The organism is Micromonospora pallida (genome assembly GCF_900090325.1).
Lineage (GTDB): Bacteria > Actinomycetota > Actinomycetes > Mycobacteriales > Micromonosporaceae > Micromonospora > Micromonospora pallida.
The window spans coordinates 3,824,892-3,839,379 of the sequence record NZ_FMHW01000002.1 but is presented as its reverse complement, the minus strand read 5'-3'; the positions used below and the strand labels follow the sequence as shown (position 1 = coordinate 3,839,379).

General features: G+C 72.2%; 16 protein-coding genes. 9 read left to right on the top strand and 7 right to left on the bottom strand.

Features of this window, described 5'->3' with window-relative positions:
- Window positions 1–57 precede the first annotated feature (57 nt).
- Window positions 58–417, bottom strand: a complete 360-nt coding sequence (locus tag GA0074692_RS15515) for a hypothetical protein (RefSeq protein WP_091645232.1) — start codon at window positions 415–417, stop codon at window positions 58–60.
- Window positions 418–508: 91 nt separating this feature from the next.
- Window positions 509–952, bottom strand: a complete 444-nt coding sequence (locus GA0074692_RS15510; RefSeq protein ID WP_176738460.1) for a DoxX family protein — start codon at window positions 950–952, stop codon at window positions 509–511.
- A gap of 894 nt (window positions 953–1,846) precedes the next feature.
- Here GA0074692_RS15510 and GA0074692_RS15505 point away from each other — a divergent pair.
- Entirely contained in the window at window positions 1,847–2,518 is a 672-nt protein-coding gene (locus GA0074692_RS15505) for a C39 family peptidase (protein WP_091645230.1), read from the top strand.
- Window positions 2,519–2,708: 190 nt separating this feature from the next.
- On the opposite strand, the gene GA0074692_RS15500 is transcribed toward GA0074692_RS15505, so the two are convergent.
- Window positions 2,709–3,353, bottom strand: a complete 645-nt coding sequence (locus GA0074692_RS15500; RefSeq protein ID WP_091645227.1) for a hypothetical protein — start codon at window positions 3,351–3,353, stop codon at window positions 2,709–2,711.
- Between the two features lie 167 nt (window positions 3,354–3,520).
- Here GA0074692_RS15500 and GA0074692_RS15495 point away from each other — a divergent pair, with 167 nt between their 5' ends.
- Together GA0074692_RS15495 and GA0074692_RS15490 are read left to right on the top strand one after the other, a co-directional pair.
- Window positions 3,521–4,027 (top strand): GNAT family N-acetyltransferase, encoded by a 507-nt coding sequence (locus GA0074692_RS15495; RefSeq protein ID WP_091645225.1) that lies wholly within the window; start codon window positions 3,521–3,523, stop codon window positions 4,025–4,027.
- Complete coding sequence (locus GA0074692_RS15490; RefSeq protein WP_091645223.1) at window positions 4,027–5,088, top strand: P1 family peptidase; 1,062 nt, start codon at window positions 4,027–4,029, stop codon at window positions 5,086–5,088. Before GA0074692_RS15495 ends, GA0074692_RS15490 begins: the two co-directional genes overlap by 1 nt.
- A gap of 33 nt (window positions 5,089–5,121) precedes the next feature.
- Here the strand turns inward: GA0074692_RS15490 and GA0074692_RS15485 are convergent, their stop codons facing one another.
- Together GA0074692_RS15485 and trmB are read right to left on the bottom strand one after the other, a co-directional pair.
- Window positions 5,122–7,626: a DEAD/DEAH box helicase gene (locus tag GA0074692_RS15485; RefSeq protein ID WP_091645220.1), complete on the bottom strand. Its 2,505-nt coding sequence runs from the start codon at window positions 7,624–7,626 to the stop codon at window positions 5,122–5,124.
- A 172-nt stretch (window positions 7,627–7,798) separates the two neighbouring features.
- The gene (gene trmB, locus GA0074692_RS15480) at window positions 7,799–8,518 is read right to left on the bottom strand and encodes a tRNA (guanosine(46)-N7)-methyltransferase TrmB (protein WP_091653525.1); all 720 of its coding nucleotides are present in this window, start codon (window positions 8,516–8,518) and stop codon (window positions 7,799–7,801) included.
- Window positions 8,519–8,851: 333 nt separating this feature from the next.
- Here trmB and GA0074692_RS15475 point away from each other — a divergent pair, with 333 nt between their 5' ends.
- Together GA0074692_RS15475 and GA0074692_RS15470 are read left to right on the top strand one after the other, a co-directional pair.
- Entirely contained in the window at window positions 8,852–9,412 is a 561-nt protein-coding gene (locus GA0074692_RS15475) for a hypothetical protein (RefSeq protein ID WP_091645217.1), read from the top strand.
- Window positions 9,413–9,421: 9 nt separating this feature from the next.
- On the top strand, window positions 9,422–10,102 hold the full coding sequence (locus tag GA0074692_RS15470) for a class F sortase (RefSeq protein ID WP_091645215.1): 681 nt from the start codon (window positions 9,422–9,424) through the stop codon (window positions 10,100–10,102).
- Window positions 10,103–10,110: 8 nt separating this feature from the next.
- Here GA0074692_RS15470 and GA0074692_RS15465 read toward each other — a convergent pair whose 3' ends face one another.
- Together GA0074692_RS15465 and GA0074692_RS34765 are read right to left on the bottom strand one after the other, a co-directional pair.
- Window positions 10,111–11,298 carry an NAD(P)/FAD-dependent oxidoreductase gene (locus GA0074692_RS15465; protein WP_091645213.1) on the bottom strand — a complete coding sequence of 396 codons (1,188 nt, stop codon included), beginning with the start codon at window positions 11,296–11,298 and terminating at the stop codon, window positions 10,111–10,113.
- A gap of 106 nt (window positions 11,299–11,404) precedes the next feature.
- Window positions 11,405–11,653, bottom strand: coding sequence for a flavin reductase (locus tag GA0074692_RS34765; RefSeq protein ID WP_176738459.1), 249 nt, complete (start codon window positions 11,651–11,653; stop codon window positions 11,405–11,407).
- 94 nt (window positions 11,654–11,747) lie between these two features.
- On the opposite strand from GA0074692_RS34765, the gene GA0074692_RS34760 reads away from it, so the two are divergent.
- The 4 genes from GA0074692_RS34760 to GA0074692_RS15445 all read left to right on the top strand — a co-directional run bounded on the left by GA0074692_RS34760 (window position 11,748) and on the right by GA0074692_RS15445 (window position 13,713).
- Complete coding sequence (locus GA0074692_RS34760) at window positions 11,748–12,020, top strand: hypothetical protein (protein WP_176738458.1); 273 nt, start codon at window positions 11,748–11,750, stop codon at window positions 12,018–12,020.
- Window positions 12,021–12,254: 234 nt separating this feature from the next.
- The gene (locus GA0074692_RS15455; RefSeq protein WP_425413389.1) at window positions 12,255–12,998 is read left to right on the top strand and encodes a DUF5753 domain-containing protein; all 744 of its coding nucleotides are present in this window, start codon (window positions 12,255–12,257) and stop codon (window positions 12,996–12,998) included.
- Complete coding sequence (locus GA0074692_RS15450) at window positions 12,989–13,180, top strand: DUF397 domain-containing protein (protein WP_091645205.1); 192 nt, start codon at window positions 12,989–12,991, stop codon at window positions 13,178–13,180. Before GA0074692_RS15455 ends, GA0074692_RS15450 begins: the two co-directional genes overlap by 10 nt.
- An 89-nt stretch (window positions 13,181–13,269) precedes the next feature.
- Window positions 13,270–13,713 carry a hypothetical protein gene (locus tag GA0074692_RS15445; protein WP_245730321.1) on the top strand — a complete coding sequence of 148 codons (444 nt, stop codon included), beginning with the start codon at window positions 13,270–13,272 and terminating at the stop codon, window positions 13,711–13,713.
- The last annotated feature ends 775 nt before the right edge of the window (window positions 13,714–14,488 follow it).

Here is a 14,488-nt window from a genome sequence, read left to right as displayed (position 1 = left end):
GCCGGTCTGCTACCAGCACATTGCCGTCTGGACCGCGTCGTCGCCCGAGCCGGTCTGCTACCAGCGCTTTGCCGCCTGGGCCACGTCGTCACCCGAGCCGGTGACGGTGTCATCGGAGATGGTGGTGACGTGATCGGAGCCGCTGTGGTCGGCGCGTCGACGTCGTGCCCAGAGGAGCGCCCCGACAGCCGCGACGGCGGCCAGCGCAATCTTGAAGCCGACCTTGCCGAACGCGAGGTGGCCGAGGTCAACGGTGATCACCCCGCCCCACCAGGACGGATCGAGGTACCGATCCCGGTCAGTGGAGAACTCCCAGTCGCGGAACCACCAGCCGAGGGTGACCAGGCCGAGGGCGACCACCCCGACGAGGACGGCCGCCACGGCCAGCCGGACCGTGCCGTTACGTGCCGCAGACATGCCCCGAGCCTATGCGCCCCCCACCAGCCGCCCCCGGCCGACGGAACGGACGGCGGCCGGCTGGCGGCGTCGAGACGGGCTCGGCGACGGGTCAGACGCCGGTGGTGACCGGCGTGGCGGCCCGGCGGCGGCCGGTCAGCAGGTGGTCGAGGCTGAACCGCCCGGCACCGACGGCGGCGAGCAGCAGGCTGGCCGCGCCGAGGGCGAGGACGAGTTCGTAGCCGCCCTGGTCCACGAAGATGCCGTTGCCGGCGTGGACGAAGACGTAGGCGCCGAGCATGTTCAGTGCGAGCAGCACCCCGGCGACCGGGACGACCAGGCCGAGAACCAACGCCGCGCCGCCCAACAGCTCCACGGCGGCGGCGAACCAGGCGGCGAGTGTCGGCAGGGGTACGCCCGACTGCTCGAAGAAGGCGGCCGTGCCGTCGACCCCGTTGGTGACCAGTTTCTGCCAGCCGTGGGCGATGAACACGACGCCGACCCCGATTCGGGCGAGCAGCATCGCGACGTCACGGACGGAAGCGGGCAGGGACATGGGACTCCTCCTGGCATCGGCAACAGTGGGACGCCAGCCGCTCGGGCCGGCCAGTGACGGCCTGCGCGTTGTTGCCCGGAAGGGCCGGGCAGCGCATGTAACACACGAATCGGCAGGTGCGCGACCGCATCGTCGGCCCCGCCTTGTCTGATCACCGTACCCGGAGATTGTTGAAAGCTCAACGATTGAAACTGAAAGCGCTCGACTTCCGTCGATGGGCCGATGCGACTGAGGGCGTCTACCCCGCGACATCCAGCGCCGCCGGTGCCCGGTTTCCACCACAACGCCCCGAACGCGAGGTTCCGCCCCGCCTTCCCTCACCTGTACCCACGCTCGCCCCACAACCGCCAGCCGAACGCCGCCCCCGCCCCCGCCGTCCGGCCCCCTCGTCGATCATGGAGTTGGGGCACCACCCAAACCTCGCAAACGTTACCAATCAGGGCACCGCAACGCCATGATCGGCGCGGTGGCGCTGGTGTGATGTTCGGCGTGTGGCCCCGAGCGGGGCGGGGCGGCGGGGTTGGCGGGGGCGGGAATCGGTGTGGGGGTGGGGGCGTTGTATCGGGTTCACCCCGGGCACCCCGGCCGGGCCGCGCACGGGATCGAGCCGTGCTCGCCGGCCCCGGAATGCTGGCCGGCCCGGTGGTGTTGTACATGGTTCACCCCCGGGCATCCGACCGGCCTTCGGGCTGGGATGCCAGCGCCGGCCGAGCCGCGCATGTCGGGCCCGCTCGGATGCGGAATGCCGGCTGGCATGCGGGTGTTGTATATGGCTGGCGCACACCCGTGCGGGCTGAGGCCCCGGGACCGTGCCCTTTGATCTTCTTCCCCCCAGTGCGTGTGGCGCCCCCGCGCCTCGCGTCGTCCCCCGTGACGGAAAGGCAGGACACCCCCATGACCACGCTGATCCGTAAGGCTGCTCTGACCGCTGCTGGTGCCGCTCTCGTCGGTGGCGCCCTGGCCGCCCCGGCCACTGCTTTCGCCGCCCCCGCCAGCACGCACACCCCGACCGCCTCGGCGACCACCGACCGCGGCCACGACCGTGACGGTGGTGGTAAGGGTGGTAAGGAACTGCGGGTCCGCTACGAGGCCCAGCCGAACTTCTTCTACTGCGGTCCCGCCGCGGCGCGTAACGCGCTGACCACGATGGACAAGAACGTCAGCCAGGACGACCTGGCCCGCGAGATGGGCACCACCGAGAACGGCACCGACTCGGCGCACCAGATCACCAAGGCGCTGAACGTCAAGGCGGGTAAGGACACCTTCCGCACGGTGGAGATCTCCAGCGCCAAGGCCGACGACGCGCAGACCGACACCCTGCGCAAGGATGTCGTCAAGGCCGTCGACAACGGTCACGGCATCGTGGCGAACATCGCCGGCACCGCCACCGACACCGACGGCGGCGTCCACTCCTTCGAGGGCGGCCACTACATCAGCGTCGTCGGCTACCGCGACAACGGCGACACCGTGAAGATCTCCGACTCCGCCAACCCCGACCAGTCCTCCTACTGGATCACCACCGACAACCTCGCCGACTGGACCGCCACCCGCGGCTACTCCGCCTGACGACAACAACACGACCGGGCCGGCCCCCTGCAACAGGGGCCGGCCCGTTGCCGTATGTCCGGGCCCGCCAGCCCGTCGTGTCGAAACCGCCCCGACCCGCCCGGGTGATCAAGAAGTTCGCGTCACTCACCGGGCCAAAGCCTGACGCAAACTTCTTGATCAACGATGTCCCGGACGGGTGGCTGGTGGGTTAGGCGGCGGTGGACCAGATGGCTCGGAAGGCGGCGGCCTCGCCGGCGAGCCACTGCTCGACCTGCTCCGGCTTGACCCCGTCGGGCATCCGGTGTGCCTCGCCCCGGCGGACATCCACCAGGACCGGCGCGGCGTGCGGCAGTACGGCGTCCATGTGTCGCGCCATCAGGTGCAGGGTGGCCAGAGCGGACTCCGGGCTGGGGGCGGCCTCGTCGAAGTGCAGCCGGACCGCCTCGGCGCGGCCGTCGGCGTACCGGACGCCGAAGTGGGGGTTGATCTTGACGGGCAGGTCGCCGAGCATGGCGAGCGCGTCCCGGGCCTGGACGAGGTCGACTTCCTTCGGCTCGCCGAGGGAGTGCAGCCAGCGCGTCGCGCCCGGGGTGAGGGCCTGGTAGAGCGGCCGCCAGCGCGGCTTGACCACGTCGGCCACCCCGGCCAGGTGGGTGCCGCCGGTGTGGAAGGCGATGTCGGCCTTCAGGGCCTTGACGAACTGACCGTGCGGGTTGAAGCCGGAACGGCTCGCCCGCTGCCTGCGCAACCCGCCGACGAAGGTCGCCTTGGTCGGGCCGGTGCGGTCGACGTAGCGGGTGAACCCGAGCAGGGTGGCGTACGGCGGAAGTGCGGTGGTGAGAGGTGCGGACACTGGACGTCCTCCCAGGTCAGTGCCGAGATTAGTACATACATTCTAATCGACAGGTACGACATCGAACAGGGTTGGCGGGCACGGATCGTGTCCGGCTCGACCGAAACCTGTGAGTGTGCGCCCCCCGGCGAGCGAACCCGCTGGTGCCTCCGGGGGAAGATGTCCTGATGGGGCACCTGATCGTCCGGACCCGACGCGCGACCGACCTCGACCGATGCGTCGAGGCGCTGCGCGCGGTCCACCACGCCGACGCCTACCCGCTGAACTGGCCGGCGGACCCACACGGGTGGCTCACCCCACCGCGGTTGCTGCGGGCGTGGATCGTCGACGGACCTGGCGGCGCTGTTGCCGGCCACGTCGCGGTCCAACGACTCCCCGGCACCCCGGACAGCCCGGCACCAGCCCGCCACGCCGAACTGTCCCGGCTCTACGTCACGCCGGCGGCCCGCCGGCAGTCGGTCGCCAGCGCACTGGTCAGCCACGTTCGGTCCTGGGCCGCCGAACGTGGCTACGACCTGACGCTGAACGTCACGGACGACCGTCGCTCGGCCGCCGTCGCCTTCTACGAAGCCAGTGGCTGGCAGCACTCCCACACCACAGACGCCGACTGGACGACCCCCGACCGCCGGCCGGTGAGGCTGCGCCACTACATCCTCGACAGGCGGGACACCTGATGACCGGGGCGAGGCGGCGCGCCCGCGACCTCGGGATCGTCGTGGGGTCACTGCCCATCGGGCGGCACAACGCGATCACCGACGTCCCCGGCGTCCTGGTCGGGCACACCACCATCGACAACGGCGCCGACCTCCGTACCGGCGTCACCGTGGTCGTACCGAGTGCGCTCGGTCCCGGGCGGTGGGCTCTGCCGGCCGCCGTGTTCTGCGGCAACGGCTACGGCAAGCTCGTCGGGTCGACCCAGGTCGACGAACTCGGCGTACTGGAGTCACCGATCGCCCTGACCGCCACGCTGTCGGTGTTCCGGGTCGCGGACGCGCTGCTGGGACACCTCATGGAGCGTCGGCCGGACGGCCTGTCGTTCAATCCCTTGGTCGGCGAGACCAACGACGGCCACCTGTCGGACATCCGCCGCCGTCCGATCGGGGCGGAACACGTTCGGGCCGCCCTCGCCGGGGCGTCCGCCGATCCGCCGGCGGAGGGCTGCGTCGGAGCCGGCACCGGTACCACGGCCCTGGGGTACAAGGCCGGCATCGGTACGTCGTCCCGAACGGTCCGGGTGGCCGGCCGCCCGGCGACGGTCGGCGTCCTCGTGCAGGCCAACTTCGGCGGCGTGCTCACCGTCCTCGGCGTTCCGATGCCGGTCGACGAACTGGTCCCGGACGCCGATCGGACCACCCCAGCGGGCAACTCGTGCATGATCGTGGTGGCCACCGACCTGCCCCTGGACGCCCGACAGCTCGGCCGGGTGGCCCGGCGGGCGGTCTTCGCGATGGGCCGGGTCGGGGCGTCGTACAGCCACGGCAGCGGCGACTACGCGATCGCGTTCAGGACGGTCGGAGCAGACGATACGGCCGGAGCGGACGAACCGCCGATCTGCGACGGGGACCTCGACCCGGTCTTCGCCGCCGTCCTGGACACGGTCGAGGAGGCACTGCTCAACTCGCTGTTCACCGCCGTGACCACCACCGGCGTGGGTGGGCGCACCAGTCACGCCGTTCCGCACGACGCGGTGATCCGACGGCTGTCGGCAGCCGGCCGCCTGGCGTCCCGAACCTGATTCGGTCGGTGACGCGCGACCGGCTGCCTCCCGTCAGAGTTGCCCGACGTCCGTGACCCGTACGGCGGCGGCGCCGACCTCGTCAGAGGCGGCCAGGTCGATCTCGGCGCTGATGCCCCAGTCGTGGTCGCCGTCCGGGTCGTCCAGGATCTGCCGGACGGTCCACCGCTGCGGGCCCTGCTCGATCATCAGCAGCGCGGGACCCCGGGCGTCCGGCCCGGTGCCGATCTCCGGGTACGTGTCGAAGTACGGCTCCAGCGCGTCGGCCCAGGCGTCGGCGTGCCAACCGTCCGCGCCGTCGAGTTCGCCGAGCAGGTCCCAGCGGCGCAGGGCGGCCAGCTCCACCCGGCGGAACAGCGCGTTGCGTACCAGCACCCGGAACGCGCGGGCGTTGCGGGTCACCGCCGGCACCCGGTCGTCCAGGGCCTCGGCGGCCTCGGCCGCGTCGGACGGGTTGCGCAGCCGCTCCCACTCGTCGATCAGGCTGGAGTCGACCTGGCGGACCAGCTCGCCCAGCCACTCGATCAGGTCGACCAGTTCCTCGGTCTTGGCGTCCTCGGGAACGGTCTGCCGCAGCGTCTTGTACGCGTCGGCCAGGTAGCGCAGGACCAGCCCCTCGGACCGGGACAGCCCGTAGAACTGCACGTACTCCGTGAAGGTCATCGCCCGCTCGTACATGTCCCGGACGACGGACTTGGGGGAGAGCTGGTGGTCGGCCACCCACGGGTGCCCCTGCCGGTACATCTCGTACGCGGCGTCCAGCAGCTCGGCGAGGGGCTTCGGCCAGGTCACCTCGTCGAGCAGTTCGAGGCGGGCCTCGTACTCGATGCCCTCGGCCTTCATCGCGGCGACCGCCTCGCCGCGCGCCTTGAACTGCTGCGCGGAGAGCACCTGACGCGGGTCGTCCAGGATGGACTCGATCACCGAGAGCACGTCCAGGGCGTACGACGGGGACTCGGCGTCGAGCAGTTCGATGGCCGCCAGGGCGAGCGGGGAGAGCGGCTGGTTGAGCGCGAAGTCGAGCTGGAGGTCGACGGTGAGTCGGACCCGGCGGCCGGCCTCGTCGGGTTCGTCGAGCTGCTCGACCACGCCGCCGGCGCGCAGCGCCCGGTAGATGGCGATGGCCCGGCGGATGTGCCGCCGCTGGGCGGCCCGGTCCTCGTGGTTGTCGGTGAGCAGGTGCCGCATCGCGGCGAACGCGTCCCCGGGGCGGCCGATCACGTTGAGCAGCATCGAGTGGCTGACCTGGAAGCTGGAGGTCAACGGCTCCGGCTCGGAGTCGACCAGCCGCTGGAAGGTCGGCTCGCCCCAGCCGATCGAGCCCTCCGGCGGCTTCTTCTTCACCACCTTGCGGCGCTTCTTCGGGTCGTCACCGGCCTTGGCGAGGGCCTTCTCGTTCTCGATCACGTGCTCGGGGGCCTGCACCACCACCCGGCCGATGGTGTCGAACCCGGCCCGCCCGGCCCGGCCGGCGATCTGGTGGAACTCGCGGGCCTTGAGCAGCCGGGTACGGGTGCCGTCGTACTTGCTCAGGCCGGTGAAGAGCACCGTACGGATCGGCACGTTGATGCCGACGCCGAGCGTGTCGGTGCCACAGATGACCTTGAGCAGGCCGGCCTGCGCGAGGGTCTCCACCAGCCGGCGGTACTTCGGCAGCATGCCCGCGTGGTGTACGCCGATGCCGTGCCGGACCAGCCGGGACAGCGTCTTGCCGAACCCGGAGGTGAACCGGAACCGGCCGATCGCCTGGGCGATCATGTCCTTCTCGGCGCGGCTGCACACGTTCACGCTCATCAGCGCCTGGGCCCGTTCGAGCGCGGCGGCCTGGGTGAAGTGCACCACGTACACCGGGGCCTGCTTCGTGGTGAGCAGTTCCTCCAGCGTCTCGTGCAGCGGCGTGGTCACGTACGAGAAGAGCAGCGGAACCGGCCGCTCGGCCGAACGCACGACGGCGGTCGGCCGCCCGGTCCGGCGGGTCAGGTCGTCGACGAACCGGGTGGTGTCGCCGAGGGTGGCCGACATCAGTACGAACTGCGCCTGCGGCAGCTCGATCAGCGGCACCTGCCAGGCCCAGCCCCGGTCCGGCTCGGCGTAGAAGTGGAACTCGTCCATGATCACCTGGCCGACGTCGGCCTTCGCGCCCTCGCGCAGGGCCAGGTTGGCCAGGATCTCGGCGGTGCAGCAGATCACCGGGGCGTCCGCGTTGACGCTCGCGTCGCCGGTGAGCATGCCCACGTTGTCCGCGCCGAAGACCTCGCAGAGCGCGAAGAACTTCTCCGACACCAGGGCCTTGATCGGTGCGGTGTAGAAAGTCGTCCGGTTGTCGGCCAGGGCGGCGAAGTGTGCCGCGATCGCGACCAGGCTCTTGCCCGAGCCGGTCGGGGTGTTCATGATCACGTTCGCGCCGGAGACGATCTCGATGACCGCCTCCTCCTGGTGGGGGTAGAGGTCGAGGCCACGCTCCTTCGCCCAACCGGCGAACGCGTCGTACAGGGCATCGGGGTCGGCGCTGTCCGGCAGCGCGGCGGTGAGCGTCATAGCCGTTCCATCCTGCCCGCCGCACCGGCTTTGGTGGTAGCAGGGGCCCCCTGCACGGCAGAAACAGGTAACAGGGGTCCCCTGCTACCACCCCAGCGGGGTGCGGGCTACCGCCTCAGCGCAGTGCGGCTACCGCCCTCGGCGGGGTGCGGCTACCGCCTCGGCGGGCACCTCAGCGGCGGCGGTAGAGCAGGTCGGTGACGGGGCGGCCGGCGAGCAGGGCGCGGCGCTCGAACTTGGTGACCGGGCGGTGCGCCGGACGGGAGGTGTCACCGGGTCGGGCGTCGGCCAGCTCCGGATCGGCGTCCAGGGTCTCGCGCATCGCGTCGGCGTACTCGGCCCAGTCGGTGGCGCAGTGCAGCGTGCCGCCCGGGGTGAGCCGGGAGCGCAGCAGCGCGACGTGGCGGGGCTGGATCAGTCGGCGCTTGTGGTGCCGTGCCTTCGGCCACGGGTCGGGGAAGAAGACGTGCGCCGCGTCCAGCGTCCCCTCCGGCAGCCGCCGGATCAGCTCCAACGCGTCCCCGCTGGCGATCCGGACGTTGCCCAACCCGTGCCGCTCCACCAGGGCGAGGAGGTTGGCGATTCCCGGGGTGTGCACCTCTACTGCGAGATAGTCTCGATCCGGGTCGGCGGCGGCCATCGCGGCGGTCGCGTCGCCCATCCCGGAACCGATCTCCAGCACCACCGGAGCCCGACGGCCGAACAGGTCGGCGAGGTCGACCGGTGGTCCGGCCCCGTCCGGCACCGCGAGCCCGTACGCCGGCCAGAGTCGGTCCAACGCGTCGAGGTGGCGGCTGCTGAGTCGGCCCCGGCGCGGGTGGAAGGTGCGGACGGTAGCGCGTCTCGGGGACGGCGTCGAAGCGTCCGGGTGCGGTGGAGCGTCCGGGTGCATCGGGGTGGCCGGGTGCGTCGGGGTGGCCGGGTCGTGGTCGATGGTGGTCACAGCGACCCGAGCCTACGCGACCGTCACCGGGAACCGGACGCGGTGTCGGCCGTCACCGGAGGGCTGGACGTGGCGTACCGGCTGTCACCGGGGGCCGGATGCGGCGTACGGGCACGTTCACCGGGGGCTGGACGTGGCTGTACCAGCCGGGGGCCGGCTGCGGTGTACCGGCCGTCACCGGGAGCTGGATGCGGCGTACCGACGACGCCGGCAGGACGGGGTCATCTCAGACGGCAGACCGGGTCCGGGTGCCCGGTCCGGGCAGACGGGGCGGGAGGGGTCATGGGATCAGCCACGCGCCGGGGCGCGGCGATGCTGCTGGGGCTGCTCCTCGCCGCCGTCGGCGTACTCCTGGCCACCGGACCCGCCCACGCCGCCGACGTCTACGTACGGGTCACGCCGAGCCGGGCCGGCCCCGGCGAACTGGTCGGCATCCGGGCGAGCTGCCGGTCCAACCGCGATGCGGCCAGCGTCGAGTCGGAGGCGTTCGGCATCGTCACCGTTCACCCGCAGCACGGGTACCTCGCCGGGACGGTGACCATCCCCGGGCACGCCACACCGGGTAGGCACCGGGTCAAGCTGCTCTGTGTGGAGGGCCCGAACGCCTCGACGATGCTGACCGTGACCGCCGGTGGCGGCGGTCACCAACCCGGCGGTCACCAACCCGGACCGGGCGGCGGCCAGCCGCACCCCAGCCGGGGCCCGGCGACCGGGTTCGGCGGTACGGCCGGTGGCCCGGACCTCGAGGGTCTGCTCCTGCCCGGCGGGTTGGCCGTCACCGTCGCCGGGCTGGTCCTGGCGATGCTGGCCGCTCGGCGACAACGACCACGGACCTCCCGCTGAGTCGCCGCCATGGGCACTGTCCGCGCCAGCTCCCGACCTTCCGTCAACGTCCGGGAACTGCCGTCCCGGCGGCGGGACGGGCGTCGCTGGCGCCTCCCGACGGCCGTGGTGCTGGTGCTGCTCGGGGTCTTCGCCACCGGGGTCGGACTGGGCCGTTCAGCGGGGGGACCGTGGGACGTCCTGGCCGCCGGCACCGGGGCAGGTCGGGCCGCGACCGCCCCGCTGCCGGCGAGCCGCCCGGTGAGCCTCACCGTGCCGGCGATCCAGGTGACCGCCCCGGTCACCCGGGTCGGGCTCGCCCCGGACGGCACCATCGCGGTGCCCCCGCTGGAGCGGCACCAGGAGACCGGCTGGTATGACGGCGGGCCGACCCCGGGCGAGACCGGCCCGGCCATCATCGTCGGGCACGCGGACACCGTGTCGGGGCCGTCGGTCTTCAACGACCTGCGCAAACTCCGGCCGGGGGACCGGGTCGAGGTGACCCGCGACGACCGGTCGGTGGCCGTCTTCGAGGTCACCTCGGTGGAGCGCTTCGACAAGGACGCCCTGCCGGGGGAGCGGGTCTACGACGACTACCGGGGCCCCGGCCTGCGGCTGATCACCTGCGGGGGCCGGTTCGTCGGCGGCAGCGTCGGCTACGCCGACAACATCGTCGCCTTCGCCACCCTGGTCGGCTCGCGCGACATCTGAGCCCCGGTTCAGCGGTGGAGCGCCACCTCGTCGCGCCTGGCCCGAAGTAGCTGCTGCCGTTTGTCGTCCTTGGTCCACAGGTTGCGCGAACCGGGCTTGCGCGCCTCGTACGCCAGTTGCCGGAGGATGCTCTGGCAGATGAACTCCTTGAGCCTCGCGCCCGGCCGGCCGCCCAGGTAGAGCCCGGTCGCGGTGTCGTTCCGGCGGGCGAACTGGAAGATGCCGGCGCGTCGCCCCAGGCTGATGCACTGGCCGGCGAAACCCACGTTGACCGCGGCGGGCTGCGTACCAGCGATCCGGCTGAGCACCGTCTCGGCAGCCTGCGGGCCCGACTGGACCGCGGCCTGGCAGCTCATCCGGACCGGCAGGCCCGACGGGGCCGCCGAATCCCCGGCCGCGACGATGCGTACGTCGTCCACGCTGGTCAACGTCTCGTCGGTGAGCAGGCGGCCCAGGGCGTCGGTGCGCAGCCCGCTGCGGCGGGCCAGGTCCGGCACGCCGAAGCCGGCGGTCCAGATGGTCACCTCACTCGGCAACCAGCGGTCGCCACCGAGCTGGACGGCCTCGCGGGTCACCGCCGTCACCGTCGCGTCGGGGCCGTCGAGCACGGTCACCCCGAGTGCGGCCAGCCGCCGGGCCACCGCGCGCCGCCCTCGTGGGTGCAGGTACGGGCCGAGCACCTCGCCGCAGACCAGCGTCACTGTACGACCAACCTCCGCCAGTTCGGTGGCGGTCTCGATACCGGTCGGACCGGCTCCGACGACCGTCACCGCGGCCGTCGCGGGCGCGGCGGCGAGGACCGGCCGCAGCCGCTCCGCCTCCTCCAGGGTGGCGATCGGGTACGCGAACTCGGCCGCCCCGGGCACGCTCGGGTCGGCGCTGCCGCTGCCCACCGCGTAGATCAGGTAGTCGTAGTCGACCGTGTCGCCGGTCGCCAACGTCACGCTGCGCCCGGCCGCGTCGATCCGGGTCACGGTGTCGACCAGCAGCCGGACCCCCTCGGCCAGCACCTTCCGGTAGTCGACCACCGCGTCGTCGGAGCCGCCGACCAGTTGGTGCAGGCGGATCCGCTCGACGAAGGTCGGACGTGGGTTGATCAGTGTCACGGTCACGTCGTCGCGCCGGGTCAGGCGGTTGGCGGCCATGACGCCCGCGTATCCGCCGCCGATCACGATCACGTCGGTCTTCCCGGTCATGGTGTCTCCCTCGTTGCTCGGGTTCGACCTGACGACGCGGCGTGGTCGGCCGTTGTGACGGTGCGTGAGGCAGGTCACGTCATTGCGTTGGGCTCGCCCCGGGGGATCAGTCGCGGCGGGGCAGCGGGCGGGCCCAGCGGACGAAACGTTGGACGACGTTGGTGCCGTCGTCGGGAAGATCCCGCACCGCCTCGGCCATCGTCACGCCGAGGTCCACCATCAGGCCGAGTCGGTCGTCCGCGTACGCGCGCAGGAGATACAGCTTCGCCGGCTGGCACGGCCACGGCGCGCCGCACGCCCGGCACCGCCAGCACGGCCGGGCGGCGACGTGGTCACGGCCGATGCGGCGGGACATCCGGCCGTGCCTGGTGCGTGCCGGTCCGGCAGGTGACCCTCGGCGACCGCGCGCGGCCCGGCCCGACAGTCCTGGTCGCGCCGACCACCAGCCGGTGGCGGGCGTACGGCAGCGAGAACGGCCCGATCGGGTACGGCGGCACCGGCGGATGCGGCTCGGGGTCCGGTACGGGTCGGCGCGGTGGCTCGGGCTTCCGTTCGGGCTCCCGCCCCGGCCGCTCGGTGCCAGGGCCGCCGAGCGGACCGATGTCGGCGAGCGGACCGGGGCCGCCGAGCGGACCGGTCTCGGCGAGCGGACCGGGGCCGCCGAGTGGACCGGTCTCGGCGAGCGGGCCGGGGCCGGCGAGCGGGCCGGGCGGTGTGGGTGAACGCCGGTCGGGGCAGCGCCGCCAGGACACCAGCCCACATGAGCAGGCGATCCGCCACCCCCGGAGTACGGGGCGGTGTCGGGGAGCGAACGGGACTGGTCGGGTGCGTCGTGTTCGTGGCATGATCCGAGCTTGCCCAGAGTGGTTGGACGATCACACTACGTAGAAGTATGGGCTGTGGACGTTCGGGACGTCCCGAAAGGACGAAGCGTGAATCGTGTATTCGTGGCGGCGATGACCGAGGCGGGAGTCACCGCCGAGGCGCTCGCCGCGCAGACCGGTGTCGATCCGAAGACGGCGGCCCGCTGGGCCAACCCGGGACGGATCCCCCAGACCCGGCACCGTGCCCAGGTGGCCGCCCTCCTCGGCAAGGAGATCACCGAACTCTGGCCGGACGTCGTGCGGCGGCGCGAGCCCGTCTGGTTCCGGCCGTGGACCGAGATCGAACGCGAGGCGGTCTCCCTGCGCAGCTTCGAACTCGCCTGGGTGCCGGGACTGCTCCAGACCGAGGCGTACGCGCGGGCCACCCTCGCGGCGGAGGCGCTGACCCCGGCCGAGGTGGACGACCTGGTCGCCGCCCGCCTGGCCCGGCAGGCCATCCTGCACCGGGCCCGTCCACCCCTGTTCGTCGCGGTCATCGACGAGCTGGCCCTGCGCCGGACGGCCGGCGGCGACCGGGCGATGATGCGCGAGCAGTGCGAACATCTCGTCCGGTGCGCCGCGCTGCCCTCCGTGCAGATCCACGTCGTGCCGGCCGACGTCGGTATGCACCCCGGGCACGGCGGGCCCTTCACCGTCGCCGAACTGCCCGACGCCGCACGGGTGGCCCACGTGGACGGACAGATCCGCGCGCAGATAGTCGAGCACCGCCTGGACGTGGCTACCCTCGACCGTAGATGGGCGCGTATAAATGGGGAGGCACTCCCGCGAGCCCTGTCACTCTCCCTGATCACGGAAGCGGCGAAGACATGGACCTGACCGGCGCGCAGTGGCGTACCAGCACCCGTAGCGGCAACAACGGCGGTAACTGCGTCGAGGTGGCCGACAACCTTCCCGGCATCGTCCTGGTGCGGGACTCCAAGAACCGCGACGGCGGGATCCTCGCCTTCCCGCCGGCTGCCTGGCGGGCGTTCGTCACCGACATGGCCCACCGCGCCTGACTCCACCTACGCCCGACGCGCGCATTGTCGGGTAGCCGACGGCCATCAATATGAGGCCGTCGAGAGCGTCGGCGGTCCATGATGGATTCGTGTCTGGCGTGAAGAGAACCGTGGTGTGGGTCGCGCTGCTGGTTGTCGGCGTCGCGCTGATCGGGCTCGGCGTGTTCCTGGGCGTGACCCGGCTTGATGACGCGGACAAGTGGGGCAGCGTCATCGCCGCGATGGTCGCCGTGCTCGGGTTGCCGATGACCGCGTACGGGGTGGTGCTGGCCCGCCGACAGGGCAGCGCTGCGGGCGGGCAGTCGGTGGCCGGCTCCGTGGTCCGGGGCGGTGTCATGCAGGTGCGGAGAGTGCGCGGGAACGTGCGAATCGGTCCCGCCGCATCGCGTGCGCCCGCCGCTGCCGGCGGGTCGCCCACGTCGGGGACAACTGGCCCCGGCGGGCCTGGGGGCCAGTCGGTTACCGGGTCGTGGATGGCCGGTGGAGTACGGCAGGTCGACGACGTCGGCGGCGACGTGGACGTCGACCGGTGAGCTGGCGGTCCCCGGCCCGGGCCGGGCAGGCGGTCACGGCCAGCATGGTGTTCGGCCCGGTGATCCAGATCCGCGACGTCGGCGGCAACGTCACCGTCGTGGCCGACCGGCCGCCGTACCAGGTCGGTGACTTCACGCCGGGGGCCGTGCCACTGTCGGTGGATACGGCGCGGCGGCAGCCGAGCCGACTGTTGCTGGCCCGGCACCAGGTGGTGCCGTTCACCGGCCGCGACACCGAACTCGACGCGCTGAGCACGTGGCTGAGCGATCCGGAGTTGGTGTCCGTGCGGTTGGTGCATGGCGCTGGTGGACAGGGCAAGACCCGGCTGGCCCGGCACGTGGCCGCTCAGGCTCGTGCGGCGGGCTGGTTGACGTGGCGGGTTCTGCACACCCCGGAACAGCAGTTCGCCGGCAGCCCGTGGGAATCGCCGGGTGGCGGTGGGGCGCTGGTCGTCGTCGACTACGCCGACCGGTGGCCCGCATCAGACCTGCACCGGTTGATCACTGACCTGAACACCGTGTCCCTGCGTACGGGGCTGGCGCTGCGGGTGCTGCTCCTGGCCCGCTCGGCCGGGTTCTGGTGGGCCGCGCTGCGGGACCGCCTCGACAGCGAGCACGCCATCACCGCCGACGCCCACCACCTGCCACCGCTGGACGAGGACATCGACCGTACGGTGCTGTTCGACCATGCCCGTGAACGCTTCGCCACCGCTCTCGAGGTGCCCGACACCGCCGGCATCACCGTGCCGGACCTGACCGGAGCGGGGTTCCGGCA

Coding starts and splice junctions, on each gene's coding strand:
- GA0074692_RS15495 (WP_091645225.1), top strand. CDS start 3,521: ATGGGGCACCTGATCGTCCGGACCCGACGCGCGACCGACCTCGACCGA.
- GA0074692_RS15455 (WP_425413389.1), top strand. CDS start 12,255: ATGACCGAGGCGGGAGTCACCGCCGAGGCGCTCGCCGCGCAGACCGGT.
- GA0074692_RS15490 (WP_091645223.1), top strand. CDS start 4,027: ATGACCGGGGCGAGGCGGCGCGCCCGCGACCTCGGGATCGTCGTGGGG.
- GA0074692_RS15470 (WP_091645215.1), top strand. CDS start 9,422: ATGGGCACTGTCCGCGCCAGCTCCCGACCTTCCGTCAACGTCCGGGAA.
- GA0074692_RS15475 (WP_091645217.1), top strand. CDS start 8,852: ATGGGATCAGCCACGCGCCGGGGCGCGGCGATGCTGCTGGGGCTGCTC.
- GA0074692_RS15485 (WP_091645220.1), bottom strand. CDS start 7,626: ATGACGCTCACCGCCGCGCTGCCGGACAGCGCCGACCCCGATGCCCTG.
- trmB (WP_091653525.1), bottom strand. CDS start 8,518: ATGCACCCGGACGCTCCACCGCACCCGGACGCTTCGACGCCGTCCCCG.
- GA0074692_RS15510 (WP_176738460.1), bottom strand. CDS start 952: ATGTCCCTGCCCGCTTCCGTCCGTGACGTCGCGATGCTGCTCGCCCGA.
- GA0074692_RS15450 (WP_091645205.1), top strand. CDS start 12,989: ATGGACCTGACCGGCGCGCAGTGGCGTACCAGCACCCGTAGCGGCAAC.
- GA0074692_RS34765 (WP_176738459.1), bottom strand. CDS start 11,653: ATGTCCCGCCGCATCGGCCGTGACCACGTCGCCGCCCGGCCGTGCTGG.
- GA0074692_RS15465 (WP_091645213.1), bottom strand. CDS start 11,298: ATGACCGGGAAGACCGACGTGATCGTGATCGGCGGCGGATACGCGGGC.
- GA0074692_RS15515 (WP_091645232.1), bottom strand. CDS start 417: ATGTCTGCGGCACGTAACGGCACGGTCCGGCTGGCCGTGGCGGCCGTC.
- GA0074692_RS15505 (WP_091645230.1), top strand. CDS start 1,847: ATGACCACGCTGATCCGTAAGGCTGCTCTGACCGCTGCTGGTGCCGCT.